Here is a 15,126-nt window from a genome sequence, read left to right on the forward strand (position 1 = left end):
CACGTTCCCATCTCGTGCGGCGGGCCGGAGGTCACCGGCCCTGCGTCAGCGCTTGGTCGTGTCCGTCGGCTCCGTGACCGGGCGGGAGCTGGTCACGTCGCCGGGAGCGGCCTGGATGGTGCGTGTCGCCGGGGTCTGCTCGTCGGTGTGAGGCGGGCCGGCGGGAGTGGTCGTGCTGCCGCCGTCCTCCTTCATCGCCTTCGCCTCGCTCTTGAGGATGCGAGCCGACTTGCCCAGCGAGCGCGCCATGTCGGGAAGCTTCTTCGCGCCGAACAGCAGGATGACGACGACGAGGATGAGAATGATCTCGGGGGCGCCGAGCCTTCCGAACATAAGTCTTTACCTTCTCACCGAGGCTGCGGGGGCGGTTTGCCGTCCGACCGGTCGGACACATGTCCGAACGATCGTGTTGACAGCGATCGTAACGCTCAGGGGTAAACGTCAGGCAATCCCCGTGCGTACTCCCGCTCTGCGGTCCGGGCCTCGTTCTCCGAGCCGCGACCAGCAGCGTACCTGCCGCTGCTGTCGGCGCGGGAGGGCGAAGCGGCCCGAAACACACGGACCCCGTGACCCGCCGGAGCGGTCCCGCGCTCCCGTGCGCCCGCGGGATCCCGCCGCCACGGCCTCACAAGGTGTCCACGGCCCGCGCCGCGCTCACCGCCGCCCGCTCCAGATCCTGAGCGGCCCGGTCGACACGGCGCGCGGACTCGGCGACCTGCCGCCCCAGCCGCTGCGCCTCGACGAAGACCCGCGCGGCGAACACCGCCAGGACGGCGAGACCTGCAAAACCCAGCGCAATCGCGCACATCGCCCAGAACATGAGGCGAGCCTAGACCCCTACGGGGAGTGCAGCCGCAGGGTCCTGACCCCGCCCCCGGCCAGCAGCTCCACGATCCGCTCGCCGGCCGGCTTGCGCACCGCCGCCCCGCAGTCCGGGCAGGTGAACGAGTAGAAGGTCGTGCGGCTCGACGCGCCGATCGCCAGCCGCAGCGCGCTCGCGGCGAGCTCGAAGGCGCCCCGGCAGTCCGGGCACCCGGCTCTGAACCGCACCGGGGCCGCGCTGCGCATCCCCGCGAACGCCGAAGCCACCGAGATGCCCCGTACACCGGACGCCGTCGACTCGCTCACGACTCCCCCTGCTCCCGTTCCTCGGACCGGCTCTCGCCGGGCACCGCGACCGGCTCGCCCCGCGCGCCGCCCGCCTCGATCCCGTCGTACGCCGTCAGCGCCTCGCGGGCGGCCCGGCGGGCGCTGTCCGCGAGCTCCGGCGGCGACACGATCCGGCCGTCACGGCCCAGCCGCAGGGCCAGCCGTCGAAGCGAGGCCGGATCGGGCGTACGCAGGGCAATACGCAGACCGCCCTCGGGCAGTTCATCGGCGCTGTCGTGCGGGTAGTACTCGGCGACCCACCGGCCGCCCGGCCCCACCTCGACCACGACCTCGGGATCCTCCGCGGCCGGCTGCACCAGCCCCTCCGACAGGTCCCGCATCTCGATCTCCGGCGGCGCCGAGGGCTCGTCGAGGATCTTGATCTCGGCGACCCGGTCCAGCCGGAACGTACGGCGCGCCTCCGAGCGGCGGCACCAGGCCTCCACATAGGTGTGCCCGACGCTGACCAGCCGGATCGGGTCGATCTCGCGCTCGCTCAGCTCGTCGCGGGCGGGCGAGTAGTAGCGGATCCACAGCCTGCGCCGCTCGGAGATCGCCCGGTCGACGTCCGCGAAGACCCCGCCCTCCGACTCGAACGTCACCGACAACCGCGCACTCGCCCCCGCCGCCTCGCCGGCCGCGGCCTCCACCTTCGCCGTGGCCCGCAGCAGCGCCTGACGGTCGCCCTCACGCAGCCCCGGCAGCGTGGCCACGGCGCGGGCCGCCACCAGCAGCGCCGTCGCCTCGTCGGCGGCCAGCCGCAGCGGCTCGGCGGCGTCCGCGCCCAGCGCCGCCGGATTGTGCCACCAGATCCGTTCGCCGTCGGTGTCGATGTCGAGGAGATCGCCGCCGCGGAAACTCGTCCCGCACATGGGCAGCACGTCGAGGTCGGACACCAGCTCGTCCTCGGTGATGCCGAAGGCGCGCGCCACGTCCTCGATGCGCGCGCCGGGCCGCTCCCTGAGATACGTCACCAGGGAGAGCATCCGCCGGGTCTGGTCGATCGCGTTCGCCGGCCTGACCGGTTTGCCTGCCACTGTGTTGCTCGCTCCCCCTCAGCCCTTCGCCACGGCCCGCAGCCGGTCCACGACGTCCGCCCGCAGCTCGGCCGGCTCCAGAACCACCACGTCCGGCCCGAACTCCACCAGCCAGGCGTCCAGGCCGTGCCCGTACGGAATCTCCAACTCGTCCCAGCCGTCCCCGAGTTCCCGCACCGCGGTGGCCTTCGCCCGCAAGGGGTACCCGGAACCCGTCCGCAGCCGGATCAGCGCGCTGCGGTCGGCGGTCTCCCCCGCCCAGCTCGCGACCGTCTCCCGCACGGTGACGACGTCGGGAACCGGCACGGTGAACGCGGCTCCCCGCGAGCGCACCCGGCCGGTGATCCGCGACAGCCGGAACACCCGCTCGGCGCCCCGGTCACGGTCGAAACCGGCCAGATACCAGTGGCCGCGCCAGCACTCCAGCGCCCACGGCTCGACATGGCGCGGCTCCGGGCGCGCGGCGGTGGCCTTGCGGTAGTCGAACACCACCGGCCGGCGGTCCCGGCAGGCCAGCATCAACGGCTCGAAGGCCGCCTCGTGCACGGGGATCCGCGGCTCCAGCGCGCCATGGGCCTCGTAGGGGTCCACGTCCTCGGGCAGCCCCGCCGCCCGCAGCTTCTGCAGCGCACCGCTGGCCGCGCCCGCCAGCCGGGCCTGCTGCCACACCTTGGCCGCCAGTCCGAGGGCCGCGGCCTCCTCGGCGTCGAGGGTGATGGGCGGCAGCCGGTTGCTGTCACGGCGCGCGAGATAGCCGATCTCGCCGTCCAGGCTCTCCACGGTCTCGATGACCAGGCCCAGCTCGCGCAGATCGTCCTTGTCGCGCTCGAACATCCGGTTGAAGGAGTCGTCCGAGCCCGTACCCCCGGCGCCGGCGCGGAACGTCTCGACGTACGCCTCGATGGAGTCGCGCAGCTCACGCTTGCTGAGCGGCCGGCGCGTCCCGAGCAGACACAGCGCCAGGTTCATCAGCCGCTCGGCCTTGGCAATGGCCATCGACGCCCTTCGCCTCCCCTATGGTGCTTACGATCGAGACCGTACCGCCCCGCGGTGCCCGGACAAAAGCCGAGGGCCCATGCCCGGGCAGGCATGGGCCCCGGATGATCGGCACCGGTCACACCGCGATCGGCGCGGACCGCATGTGCACCGGTCAGACGCCGAGCAGGTCCACGACGAAGATCAGCGTCTCACCGGGCTTGATCGCCGGCGTCGGGCTCTGGTCGCCGTAGGCGAGGTGGGCCGGGATGGTCAGCTGGCGGCGCCCGCCGACCTTCATGCCCTGCACGCCCTGGTCCCAGCCCTTGATGACCCGGCCGCCGCCCAGCGGGAAGCGGAACGGCGTCCCACGGTTCCAGCTGGCGTCGAACTCCTCACCGGTGCTGAACGCGACACCCACGTAGTGGACGGTGACGTTCTGACCGGCCTGCGCAACCTCGCCGTCGCCCTCCCAGATGTCCTTGATCTCCAGGTCCGCCGGGGGCTCGCCGCCGGGAAAGTCGATCTCGGGCTTGTCAATGCTCACGTCACTGGCTCCTGCACGTCTCACGTAAAGGCAACAACACGGACAGTCTTACACCTTCGGCGACCTCACATCTTCGCGAGGAGGTCCACCGAGAACACCATCGTGGAGTCCTTCTCGATACCGCTGCCGCTCGGCGGCTTGTCGCCGTAACCCAGCGACGGCGGCACCACGACGAGCACCCGACTGCCCACCTTCTTGCCGGTCAGTCCCTGCGCCCAGCCCTTGACCACCTGCTGCAACGAGAACGACGTCAGCGCACCACGGCCGTACGTCGAGTCGAACTCCTTGCCCGTGTCCCACAGGACGCCCTTGTACTGCACCAGCACCGTGTCGGCCGCCCCGACCACGGGCCCGTCCCCCTCGATCACGTACTCCGACACCAGCTTCGCCGGCGCCTTCGTCTTCGGGACGTCGATCGAGGGCGCCTTGCCGTCGGTGTTCGTGCCCACCTTCGGCACACCGGCCGTGTCCTGCGGCACGTCCTTGCCCTTGGCCGAACTCTTCGCGCCGAACGAGTCCTTGATGTCGAACACGAACACCAGCGTGTCCGTGCCCTTCACCTCCAGCTGCGGGTTGCCCTGCTTGCCGAACGCCCAGGCCGGCGGCACCGCGAACTCCACCCGGCTGCCCACCTTCTTCCCCGTCAGCGCATAGCGCCAGCCCTCCAGGGTGCTGCCCTGCGCGAGCTGCGTCAGCAGCGGCACCTTGTGGTCGTAGGTGTTGGTGAGGACCCTCGCCGTGTCCCACACCTGCGCCAGATAGTCGGCCTGGATGTAGTCGTTCTCCGCGACCGTCTTCCCGCTGCCCGCGATCGCCGTCCTGACCGCCAGCTGATCCGACGGCTTGCCCGGACCCTTCGCCACCGTCGGCTTCTCACCGAACTTCACCCCCGCCGTGATCGCCGGCAGCGGACCGTCCACGATCTTCGGCGGAGGCGGCGCCGACGGCCCCGAGGCCGAGGGCGACGCCTTGTCGCTCGCCTTGCTCGAATCGGACTTGTCGTCACCGCACGCGGACAGCGTGACCAGTCCCGCGGGAACGGCGGCAAGGATGAGGGAGCGTCGGCGCACGATGAAAGCCTCGTAATCGGTCGATCTTCGGATGGAGTGCGCGCAACTCTACGACGTGGAACGGGCACCGTACGGGAAACGTACGGTGCCCGTGTTGCGTTCCGCGCCCGCGCGGAGCACGCGCGCGCAACCCCCGCTCACATGCCGGCGATCAGCTTCTCCACCCGGTCGTCCACCGAACGGAACGGGTCCTTGCACAGCACCGTGCGCTGCGCCTGGTCGTTCAGCTTCAGATGCACCCAGTCCACCGTGAAGTCCCGGCGCTGCTCCTGCGCACGCCGGATGAAGTCACCGCGCAACCGCGCCCGAGTCGTCTGCGGCGGCACCGACTTGCCCTCGAAGATCTTCAGGTCGTTGCAGATCCGCGCCGCCTGCCCCTTGCGCTCCAGCAGGTAGTACAGACCACGACGACGGTGGATGTCGTGGTAGGCGAGGTCTATCTGCGCCACCCGCGGATGCGACATCGTCATGTTGTGCTTGGCCCGGTACCGCTCGATGAGCTGGTACTTCATCACCCAGTCGATCTCGGTGCCGATCCGGTCGAGATCCTCCGCCTCGATCGCGTCCAGCGTGCGGCCCCACAGCTCCAGCACCTGGTCGACCGTGCCGGTACGGATCCCCCGGCGCTCGACGAAGTCCACGGCCTTCTCGTAGTACTCCCGCTGCACCTCCAGCGCCGAGGCCTCACGCCCGCTCGCCAGCCGCACCTTGCGCCGGCCCGTGATGTCGTGACTGACCTCGCGGATCGCCCGGATCGGGTTCTCCAGCGTCAGATCCCGCATCACCGTGCCCGCCTCGATCATGCGCAGCACCAGATCCGTCGCGCCGACCTTCAGCAGCATCGTCGTCTCGGACATGTTCGAGTCACCCACGATGACGTGCAGCCGCCGGTACCGCTCCGCGTCCGCGTGCGGCTCGTCCCGCGTGTTGATGATGGGCCGCGAGCGCGTCGTCGCCGAGGACACGCCCTCCCAGATGTGCTCGGCCCGCTGGCTGACGCAGTACACCGCCCCGCGAGGCGTCTGCAGCACCTTGCCCGCCCCGCACAGCAACTGCCGGGTCACCAGGAACGGGATCAGGATGTCCGCGAGCCGGGAGAACTCCCCGTGCCGCGCCACCAGATAGTTTTCGTGGCAACCATAGGAGTTGCCCGCCGAGTCCGTGTTGTTCTTGAAGAGGTAGACGTCGCCCGCGATTCCTTCCTCGTGCAGGCGTCGCTCCGCGTCCACCAGGAGTCCCTCGAGAATGCGCTCGCCGGCCTTGTCGTGGGTGACCAGCTCGGTCACGTTGTCACATTCCGGTGTCGCGTATTCCGGATGCGAACCCACGTCGAGATAGAGGCGGGCGCCGTTCCGCAGAAAGACATTGCTGCTTCGGCCCCATGACACGACACGGCGGAAGAGGTACCGCGCCACCTCGTCGGGAGACAGCCGACGCTGTCCCCTGAACGTACATGTGACGCCGTACTCGTTCTCCAGCCCGAAAATGCGGCGGTCCATGAGTGAACATTACGCCCGATCCCCTGAACTGAAACGGGGTTCGGCAGCACGGTTCGGATCATTTTCCGATGAAGCCGCAACCACCCCGCTTCCGGCCGGAACTCCCATTACCCGCCCCGTGGCCAGCAAAACCACCAACGACACGGCCCCCGCCGCACCCGGCACCGCGAACCCCCACAACGCGCCCCCGGCCTCCACGACCGGACCCGCCAGACCCGTCCCCACCGACGCGCCCACCGTGAACGTCGTCACCAGCCACGAGAACGCCTCCGTCACCGTCCCCCGCGGCGCGTGCCGGTCCACGATGACGAACGCACACGCGATCGCGGGAGCCAGGAACACCCCCGCCAACGCCGTCAGCGCCACCATCGCCACCGCGCCCGGCATCAGCATCAACGGCAGGTAACACACCGCCAGGGCGGCCACCAGACCCACCAGCCGCCGCTCCGGCGACCCCGCCCACCGCCGCGCCCCGTACACCACACCGCCCACCAGAGCGCCCAGCCCCAGCGCCGCCATCAGCCAGCCGTACACCGCGCCCCCGCCGTGACCGTCCGCGTACGGAACCGACGCCACCGTGATCGACCCCAGCGCCACCCCCACGAACAGGAACGCCCCCAGCAGCGCCAGCAGACCCGGCGACCGCAGCGCGCCCAGCCAGTGCGCCTCACGCGGAGCCGACCGCCACGCGCGCGAAGGCGGCGACACGACCACCCACAGCGCGCCCAGCACCCCCAGCCCGTTCAGCACCAGCAGCGCGACCTGGGCCGACCACACCGACACGCACACCGTCACCAGCAACGGCCCGACGGTGAACATCACCTCCTGCGCCACCGCGTCCATCGCATACGCCGTGTGCACCTGCTCCTCCCGCCGCAGCACCGCCGGCCACAGAGCGCGCAGCCCGCCCTCCAGCGGCGGCGTGAACAGCCCCGCCGCGGCCACCGCCCCGTACGCCACCGGCGGCGAACCGGTGCCCGCGAACGCGAACACCGCCATCGCGAGCGCCGAGGCCGACGCCGCCGGCAACTGCACCCGCGGCTGCCCGTACACGTCGACCAGCCGCCCCAGCAACGGCTGCCCCACGGCGTTCGCCACGCCGTACACCGCCGCCAGCGCCCCCGCCAGGCTGTACGTGCCGCCCTCCGCCCGCACGAACAGCACGATCGCGATCGCGGCCGTGGCGTTCGGCAACCGGCCCACCAGCGTGCCCGCCAGCAACCGGGCCGCATGCCTCGTCCTGAGGATCTCCCCGTACCCCGCGGCCATGGCCCGCCCCCCTCACCTCGCCCGAGGCAGTGAGCCACCCCGAAGTTTTACGTATAACGCGTCTGGTCATACGTACCATGTGCGCTGTTCGCCAGTCCAGACGAAAGCGCAGGCCCACCGTGGCACGAGGCAGCACCCGCCCCACGAGCCGCGACGTCGCCCAGGCCGCCGGCGTCTCCCAGGCCGCCGTCTCCCTCGTCCTCGGCGACAAATGGCGCGGCCGCGTCTCCGAGACCACCGCCCAGCGCGTACGCGACGCCGCCCGCGACCTCGGCTACCGCCCCAACCTCGCCGCCCGCAACCTCCGCCTCGGCCGCACCCGCACCGTCCTCCTCGTCGTCCCCGCCCTCACCACCGAATTCTTCGCCGGCGTCTACACCGGAGCCGCACGCGTCGCCGCCGCACACGGCTTCGGCGTCGTCCTCTACCCCTCCCCGGAAGGCATCGGCCCCGCCCGCGACCCCTTCGCCTCCGCCCAGGCCGCCCTGGACGGCATCCTCGCCTCCTCCATGGCAGCCGACGCCCTCACCGCCCTCCGCGGCGACCAGCTCCCCCTCGTCATGCTCGACAGCGACCCCGCCGGAAGCCTCGGCGCCGCCACCGTCAACCTCGACATCGCCGACGGCGCCCGCCAACTCGCCGACCACCTCCTCACCCTCGGCCACCGCCACTTCCTCCACCTCGCCGCGGACGTCCCCTCCTGGACCTTCGACGTCCGCGCCCACGCCCTCACCACCCGCATCACCGCCACCCCCGGCACCACCCTGCGCACCGCACCCGCACCCATCTCCATCGACGAAGCCCGCACCGCCGCCCAGCACGCCCTCGCCGCACCCGGCCCCCGCCCCACCGCCGTCATCTGCGACGACGACAAACTCGCCGCCGGCGCCTACAAAGCCCTGCGCCGCCTCGGCCTGCGCATCCCCGACGACGTCTCCGTCACCGGCCTCGACGACCTCGCCCTCGCCACCGCCCTCGACCCCGAACTCACCACCGTCCGGCTCGACGCCGAGCTCTTCGGCGAACGCGGCATGCAAGCCCTCCTCGACGTCCTGGAAGGCCGCACACCCGACGACACCGACATCCCCGTCCACCTCGTCGTCCGCGCCTCCACGGCCCCGCCCAGCGCCCCCTGAACGCCCTGTGCCCCGGCCGACGACCCGACCGGGGCACACAGGAACAAGAAACGCACACGGACCAGGACACCAGGACGGGCCCCCGACGCCGCCTACTCCTCGTCGGAGCTCTCCGCCTCCGTCGACGCACCGTCCGTCTCCAGCAACCGGCCCAGCTGACGCCCCACGATCCGCTTGAACTTCCGCTGCTGCGGACGCGTACGGTCCAGCACCGCCACCTCCAGCCGCTCCGCCGGAATCTCCCGCTGCGTACCGTTCGTGTCCCGCGACAACGCCTGAACGGCCAGCTTCAACGCGTCCGCCAGACTCATCCCGTCCTGATGACGCTGATCCAGGAAACTGCTGATCTGCTCCGCATTGCCACCCACCGCGACCGAACCGTGCTCGTCCACGATCGACCCGTCATGCGGCAACCGGTAGATCTGATCACCGTCCGCGGTCTCACCCACCTCCGCGACGACCAGCTCCACCTCGTACGGCTTCTCACCCGCCGAGGAGAAGATCGTGCCCAGCGTCTGCGCATACACGTTCGCCAGACCACGCGCCGTCACATCGTCACGGTCATAGGTGTAACCCCGCAGATCGGCATACCGCACACCACCGATCCGCAGATTCTCGTACTCGTTGTACTTCCCGGCGGCCGCGAAACCGATCCGGTCATAGATCTCACTGAACTTGTGCAGGGCACGGGACGGATTCTCACCGACGAACACGATCCCGTCGGCATACTGCAGCACGACCAGGCTGCGGCCACGGGCGATGCCCTTGCGCGCATACTCCGCGCGATCCGCCATCGCCTGCTGGGGAGAGACATAGAACGGCGTCGACACCGGTTAACCGTCCCTTTCTGTCGAAGTCACTGGATCACCTGGGACAAGAACAAGCCCGCCGACTACAGCAGAGCGGCACGCGGGCCGTCCGGCTGCTCCAGACGACGCTCGATGATGGAACGGGCGATCGCCGACGACTCATCGTCGGTCAGCCGACGGAAACCGTCCTCGGTGATCACGGTGACGATCGGGAAGATCCGGCGCGCCACATCGGGACCACCCGTCGCCGAATCGTCGTCCGCCGCGTCGTACAGGGCCTGCACCACCAACGTCGTGGCCTGCTCCTCCGACAGATCGTCCCGGTAGAGCTTCTTCATCGCCCCCCGCGCGAACACCGAACCCGAACCCGTCGCCGCGAAGTGATGCTCCTCCGACCGGCCGCCCGTCACGTCGTACGAGAAGATCCGGCCCCGGTCCCGGCCCACGTCGAAACCGGCGAACAACGGCACCACCGCCAGACCCTGCATCGCCATGCCCAGATTCGACCGGATCATGGCCGACAACCGGTTCGCCTTGCCCTCCAGCGAGAGCTGCGCCCCCTCGACCTTCTCGAAGTGCTCCAGCTCCAGCTGGAACAGCTTCACCATCTCCACGGCCAGACCCGCCGTGCCGGCGATGCCCACGGCCGAGTACTCGTCGGCCGGGAACACCTTCTCGATGTCCCGCTGCGCGATGACGTTGCCCATCGTGGCGCGCCGGTCACCGGCGAGCACCACGCCCCCGGGGAACGTGACGGCCACGATCGTCGTGCCGTGCGGAGCCTCGATGACACCCTGCGTCGGGGGCAGCTGCCGCTTGCCGGGCAGCATCTCCGGCTGGTGCTCGGAGAGGAAGTCCATGAAGGACGAGGACCCAGGCGTCAGGAAGGCAGCTGGTAGACGCCCGGTGCTACGAGTGTTGGCTTCCACGAAGTTCCCTCCAGGTAGGCGGCTGCCCGACGCACAGCGTCGGGGTCGTCTCCCAACTTGCCGATGGCCGAATTGCAGTTGAAGCACAGTACGCCTCGGACCCTACCCGTCTCGTGGCAGTGATCCACATGGACGGCCGGGGCTTTCAGGCAGATCACGCAGAGCCCCTTCTGGGAGGCGACCATGGCGTCGCGCTCGGCTTCGGTCATGCCGTACTGGCGCTTCAGATGCCCACGCCGCCCCTTGACGGCTTTGCAAGCCTTGCAGCAGGTCGCAAGGCCGTCGGACGCCGTGGCGTTGCGGTGCCACTCGCGGTGCGGCTTGACCTCCTCGCAGCTGCGGCAGAACTTGTTCCCCTCGGGCGTATCCACGCGGGGCCGCACATTCCTTCCCTGGGCCACCTGCCGGGCCTGGTGGTAGGCCGCCCAGCACTCACGGCAATAGGCCTGCAACCCGTCCCGGGCTGCTTTGTTGCTGGCGAAGGCTGCTCGCGACCTGATCTCATTGCACCGCGAGCAACGCTTCGCACCTTCTTCGCTTGCCAACCCAGAGTCCCCCGCAACCTTCGATTCGAAGGCTACTCGCCGCCCTTTTGAACGAAACTTCGAACGAAATCCTCGGCATTTTCCTCGAGTACATCGTCAATTTCGTCAAGAACCGAGTCGACGTCGTCGCTCAGCTTCTCGTGGCGCTCCTTGAGGTCCTCGGAGCCCTGCGTCTCCGCGGCCTGCTCCTCGACCTCCTCCGTGGAGTGCGTCGCCTTCTGCTGGCCGCCGCCGGTGTCCTTGGTCGCCATTACCCTCACCCCGCTCTTTCGCCCGACATGGTCGACAGGTCGGCATTCCTGCCGATCGGTGATGATCAGACCCTACAAGCCCGGTCCGACATCGGCCCCGCAGTTGCGTCAACGTACGAGGCCCATCTCGATGATTCCCGGACGGGAGGCGTCCCACCCGTCGGGCAGGTTCCGTCCGGGTCACGGTTCAGCTGCCCGACAGGACCCTGACCAGGTCTTCCGCGGTGCGGCAGCGGTCCAGGAGCTCCTTGACGTGATTTCGCGTTCCGCGAAGGGGTTCCAGGGTTGGGACGCGCTGGAGCGAGTCCCGGCCGGGCAGGTCGAAGATCACGGAGTCCCAGGAGGCCGCGGCGACGTCGTCGGCGTACTGCTCCAGGCAGCGGCCGCGGAAGTACGCGCGGGTGTCCTCCGGGGGCTTGGAGACGGCCCTGTCGACCTCGGACTCGTCCAGGAGGCGTTTGATGCGGCCGCGGGCCACGAGGCGGTTGTAGATGCCCTTCTCGGCCCTGACGTCGGCGTACTGGAGGTCGACGAGGTGGAGGCGGGCGGCGTCCCAGTCGAGGTCGTCGCGGCGCCGGTAGCCCTCCATGACCTCGCGTTTGGCGACCCAGTCCAGTTCGCCGGCGAGGCTCATGGGGTCGTTCTCGAGGCGCGTGAGGGTGTCCTCCCAGCGGGCGAGGACGTCCTTGGTCTGGTCGTCGGCGTCCGCGCCGAAGCGTTCCTCGACGTATTTGCGCGACAGCTCGTAGTACTCCATCTGCAGCTGGACGGCGGTGAGTGTGCGACCGCTGCGGAGGGTGACCAGGCGCTTGAGGCCGGGGTCGTGGGAGACCTGGTGGAGGGTGCGGACGGGCTGGTCGACGGCGAGGTCGACGGCGATGAAGCCGTCCTCGATCATCGACAGGACGAGGGCCGTGGTGCCGAGCTTGAGGTAGGTGCTGATCTCGGAGAGGTTGGCGTCGCCGATGATCACGTGGAGGCGGCGGTACTTCTCGGCGTCGGCGTGCGGTTCGTCGCGGGTGTTGATGATGGGGCGTTTCAGCGTCGTCTCGAGGCCGACCTCGACCTCGAAGTAGTCGGCGCGCTGGCTGAGCTGGAAGCCGTGTTCGTGGCCGTCCTGGCCGATGCCCACGCGGCCCGCGCCGGCGAAGACCTGGCGGGAGACGAAGAAGGGCGTCAGGTGGCGCACGATGTCCGAGAAGGCGGTCTCCCGCTTCATCAGGTAGTTCTCGTGGGTGCCGTAGGAGGCGCCCTTGTTGTCGGTGTTGTTCTTGTAGAGGTGGATGGGCTGGGCGCCGGGGAGCGCGGCGGCCCGTTCGGCGGCCTCGGCCATGATGCGTTCGCCGGCCTTGTCCCACAGGACGGCGTCGCGGGGGTTGGTGACCTCGGGGGCGCTGTATTCGGGGTGTGCGTGGTCGACGTAGAGGCGTGCGCCGTTGGTGAGGATGACGTTGGCGAGGCCGATGTCCTCGTCGGTGAGCTGGCTGGAGTCGGCGGTCTCGCGGGCGAGGTCGAAGCCACGCGCGTCCCGCAGCGGGTTCTCCTCCTCGAAGTCCCAGCGGGCCCGGCGGGCCCGGTGCATCGCCGCCGCGTAGGCGTTGACGATCTGGGACGAGGTGAGCATGGCATTGGCGTTGGGGTGGCCGGGGACGGAGATGCCGTACTCCGTCTCGATGCCCATTACTCGCCGTACGGTCATGCGGCCCTCCTTGCCCGGCGGCACCCTCGGTCGTGGGCGCCGCTCAGATACCGGTGGTGCTCCGGTGCGTGTGCGGTGCCCGTCCCCGCAACTAGCGACCCGGCGGTACGGAAGAGCCTAGAACGCCTCTGCGCTGGTGGGGAGATCATTTGCGTCATTGCCTTGCTCCAGCCGTGGCCCGGAAAGCAGTCGGCTGCGGGTACCCGTGGTGGGCACCCGCAGCCGCCCTGTTTTTACAGGTACTGTCCGGTGTTCGCCACCGTGTCGATGGAGCGTCCGGTGTCCGCGCCCTGCTTTCCGGTGATGAGGGTGCGGATGTAGACGATCCGTTCGCCCTTCTTTCCGGAGATGCGGGCCCAGTCGTCGGGGTTGGTGGTGTTGGGGAGGTCCTCGTTCTCCTTGAACTCGTCCACGCATGCCTGGAGGAGGTGGGAGACGCGCAGGCCCTTCTGGTTCTTGTCGAGGAAGTCCTTGATGGCCATCTTCTTGGCGCGGCCGACGATGTTCTCGATCATGGCGCCGGAGTTGAAGTCCTTGAAGTAGAGGACTTCCTTGTCGCCGTTTGCGTAGGTGACCTCCAGGAAGCGGTTCTCCTCGGATTCGGCGTACATGTGTTCCACTGCCGTCTGGATCATGCTCTGGACGGTGGTGGTCCTGTCGCCGCCGTGTTCGCCCACGTCATCGGAGTGCAGGGGGAGGCGTTCGGTGAGGTACTTCTGGAAGATGTCCTTGGCCGCTTCGGCGTCCGGGCGCTCGATCTTGATCTTCACGTCGAGGCGGCCGGGGCGCAGGATGGCGGGGTCGATCATGTCCTCGCGGTTGGAGGCGCCGATGACGACCACGTTCTGCAGGCCTTCGACGCCGTCGATCTCGGCGAGGAGCTGCGGGACGATGGTGTTCTCGACGTCGGAGCTGACGCCGGAGCCGCGGGTGCGGAAGAGGGATTCCATCTCGTCGAAGAAGACGATGACGGGGGTGCCCTCGGAGGCCTTCTCCCGGGCGCGCTGGAAGACGAGGCGGATCTGGCGTTCGGTCTCGCCGACGTACTTGTTGAGGAGCTCGGGGCCCTTGATGTTGAGGAAGAAGCTCTTGCCGGTGGCCTGGCCGGTGACTTCGGCGACCTTCTTGGCCAGCGAGTTGGCGACGGCCTTGGCGATGAGCGTCTTGCCGCATCCGGGGGGTCCGTAGAGGAGGACGCCCTTGGGCGGGCGGAGCTCGTGCTCCTTGAAGAGGTCGGGGTAGAGGTAGGGCAGCTCGACGGCGTCGCGGATCATCTCGATCTGTCCGCCGAGGCCGCCGATCTGCTCGTAGCCGATGTCGGGGACCTCTTCGAGGACGAGTTCCTCGACCTCGCTCTTGGGGACGATCTCGTAGACGTACCCGGAGCGGGGTTCGAGCAGGAGGGCGTCGCCGGGCCGGATGGTGACGTCCAGCAGGGGCTCGGCGAGCCTGACCACTCGTTCTTCGTCGGTGTGTCCGAGCACCAGGGCTCGTTCGCCGTCCTCGAGGATCTCCTTGAGGGTGACGATGTCGCCGACGCGCTCGTATTCCATGGCCTCGACCACGTTGAGCGCTTCGTTGAGCATGACTTCCTGGCCGCGCCGGAGTTCGTCGAGTTCGACGCCGGGGCTGACGTTCACGCGGAGTTTGCGGCCGCCGGTGAAGATGTCGGCGGTGCCGTCCTCGTTCGCCGTGAGGAAGACTCCGAAGCCGGCCGGCGGCTGGGCGAGCCGGTCGACTTCTTCCTTGAGGGCCACGATCTGGTCGCGGGCCTCGCGGAGCGTGTTGGCGAGTCGCTCGTTCTGGGCGGACACGCCGGCCAGATTGGTCTGCAGCTCGACGATCCGCTCTTCGAGAATCCTCGTGTGTCGCGGAGAGTCGGCGAGCTTGCGTCGCAGGACGGCGATCTCCTGCTCAAGGTAGGCAATCTGCCCGGACGGGTCGTCGGACCCTCGTCCCGGGCGGATGCCGCGGTTCATGTCGTCGTCGTGGGCTGCCACGGTCCTCACCTCCTCCAAGGGGAGCTGGACGCTTCCAGACCCTACCTGGGTGGGTGTCGATTGAAACCCCTAGATCACAAAGACTGTCGGGGTGTGTCCGATCTTCACCCTTGCGCTCTCCCTCACGCCAGGGGAATACCCACCGAACATGATTGGAAAGCGGCCGAGGGTAGGGTCGAAGTGTTCAACACCCGTCAGAGCCTGCATGGTT

Annotated in this window: 16 protein-coding genes; 1 reads left to right on the forward strand and 15 read right to left on the reverse strand. The window is 69.2% G+C overall.

The window, feature by feature from the left end; translation table 11 throughout:
• Positions 1-45: 45 nt before the first annotated feature.
• From tatA to OG802_RS06820, 9 genes are all read right to left on the reverse strand, one after another.
• Entirely contained in the window at positions 46-333 is a 288-nt protein-coding gene (gene tatA, locus OG802_RS06780) for a Sec-independent protein translocase subunit TatA (protein ID WP_329408154.1), read from the reverse strand.
• Positions 334-625: 292 nt separating this feature from the next.
• Positions 626-820, reverse strand: a complete 195-nt coding sequence (locus OG802_RS06785) for a hypothetical protein (protein ID WP_329408156.1) — start codon at positions 818-820, stop codon at positions 626-628.
• Positions 821-837: 17 nt separating this feature from the next.
• Positions 838-1,128, reverse strand: coding sequence for a hypothetical protein (locus tag OG802_RS06790; protein WP_329408158.1), 291 nt, complete (start codon positions 1,126-1,128; stop codon positions 838-840).
• Positions 1,125-2,186: a helix-turn-helix transcriptional regulator gene (locus tag OG802_RS06795; protein WP_329408160.1), complete on the reverse strand. Its 1,062-nt coding sequence runs from the start codon at positions 2,184-2,186 to the stop codon at positions 1,125-1,127. The genes OG802_RS06790 and OG802_RS06795 overlap by 4 nt, the downstream gene beginning before the upstream one ends.
• An 18-nt stretch (positions 2,187-2,204) precedes the next feature.
• The gene (locus OG802_RS06800) at positions 2,205-3,182 is read right to left on the reverse strand and encodes a helix-turn-helix transcriptional regulator (protein ID WP_329408162.1); all 978 of its coding nucleotides are present in this window, start codon (positions 3,180-3,182) and stop codon (positions 2,205-2,207) included.
• A 154-nt stretch (positions 3,183-3,336) separates the two neighbouring features.
• Entirely contained in the window at positions 3,337-3,708 is a 372-nt protein-coding gene (locus OG802_RS06805) for an FKBP-type peptidyl-prolyl cis-trans isomerase (RefSeq protein ID WP_329408164.1), read from the reverse strand.
• A gap of 65 nt (positions 3,709-3,773) precedes the next feature.
• Positions 3,774-4,778, reverse strand: a complete 1,005-nt coding sequence (locus OG802_RS06810; protein WP_329408166.1) for an FKBP-type peptidyl-prolyl cis-trans isomerase — start codon at positions 4,776-4,778, stop codon at positions 3,774-3,776.
• 137 nt (positions 4,779-4,915) lie between these two features.
• Positions 4,916-6,277, reverse strand: a complete 1,362-nt coding sequence (pafA, locus tag OG802_RS06815) for a Pup--protein ligase (RefSeq protein ID WP_069771814.1) — start codon at positions 6,275-6,277, stop codon at positions 4,916-4,918.
• A 9-nt stretch (positions 6,278-6,286) separates the two neighbouring features.
• Positions 6,287-7,546 carry an MFS transporter gene (locus OG802_RS06820; RefSeq protein ID WP_329408170.1) on the reverse strand — a complete coding sequence of 420 codons (1,260 nt, stop codon included), beginning with the start codon at positions 7,544-7,546 and terminating at the stop codon, positions 6,287-6,289.
• 119 nt (positions 7,547-7,665) lie between these two features.
• Here OG802_RS06820 and OG802_RS06825 point away from each other — a divergent pair, with 119 nt between their 5' ends.
• Entirely contained in the window at positions 7,666-8,682 is a 1,017-nt protein-coding gene (locus OG802_RS06825; protein ID WP_329408172.1) for a LacI family DNA-binding transcriptional regulator, read from the forward strand.
• A gap of 92 nt (positions 8,683-8,774) precedes the next feature.
• On the opposite strand, the gene prcA is transcribed toward OG802_RS06825, so the two are convergent.
• The 6 genes from prcA to arc all read right to left on the reverse strand — a co-directional run bounded on the left by prcA (position 8,775) and on the right by arc (position 14,915).
• The gene (prcA, locus tag OG802_RS06830; protein WP_329408174.1) at positions 8,775-9,512 is read right to left on the reverse strand and encodes a proteasome subunit alpha; all 738 of its coding nucleotides are present in this window, start codon (positions 9,510-9,512) and stop codon (positions 8,775-8,777) included.
• Between the two features lie 62 nt (positions 9,513-9,574).
• Complete coding sequence (gene prcB, locus OG802_RS06835) at positions 9,575-10,420, reverse strand: proteasome subunit beta (protein ID WP_329408176.1); 846 nt, start codon at positions 10,418-10,420, stop codon at positions 9,575-9,577.
• Entirely contained in the window at positions 10,372-10,965 is a 594-nt protein-coding gene (locus OG802_RS06840; RefSeq protein ID WP_329408178.1) for an endonuclease VII domain-containing protein, read from the reverse strand. Before OG802_RS06840 ends, prcB begins: the two co-directional genes overlap by 49 nt.
• Before the next feature lie 32 nt (positions 10,966-10,997).
• Positions 10,998-11,216 carry a ubiquitin-like protein Pup gene (locus OG802_RS06845; protein WP_190148692.1) on the reverse strand — a complete coding sequence of 73 codons (219 nt, stop codon included), beginning with the start codon at positions 11,214-11,216 and terminating at the stop codon, positions 10,998-11,000.
• Between the two features lie 187 nt (positions 11,217-11,403).
• Complete coding sequence (gene dop / locus OG802_RS06850) at positions 11,404-12,915, reverse strand: depupylase/deamidase Dop (protein ID WP_443055191.1); 1,512 nt, start codon at positions 12,913-12,915, stop codon at positions 11,404-11,406.
• 233 nt (positions 12,916-13,148) lie between these two features.
• Positions 13,149-14,915: a proteasome ATPase gene (gene arc, locus OG802_RS06855; protein ID WP_329408181.1), complete on the reverse strand. Its 1,767-nt coding sequence runs from the start codon at positions 14,913-14,915 to the stop codon at positions 13,149-13,151.
• Between the last annotated feature and the right edge of the window lie 211 nt (positions 14,916-15,126).

This window comes from Streptomyces sp. NBC_00704 (assembly GCF_036226605.1).
GTDB lineage: Bacteria > Actinomycetota > Actinomycetes > Streptomycetales > Streptomycetaceae > Streptomyces.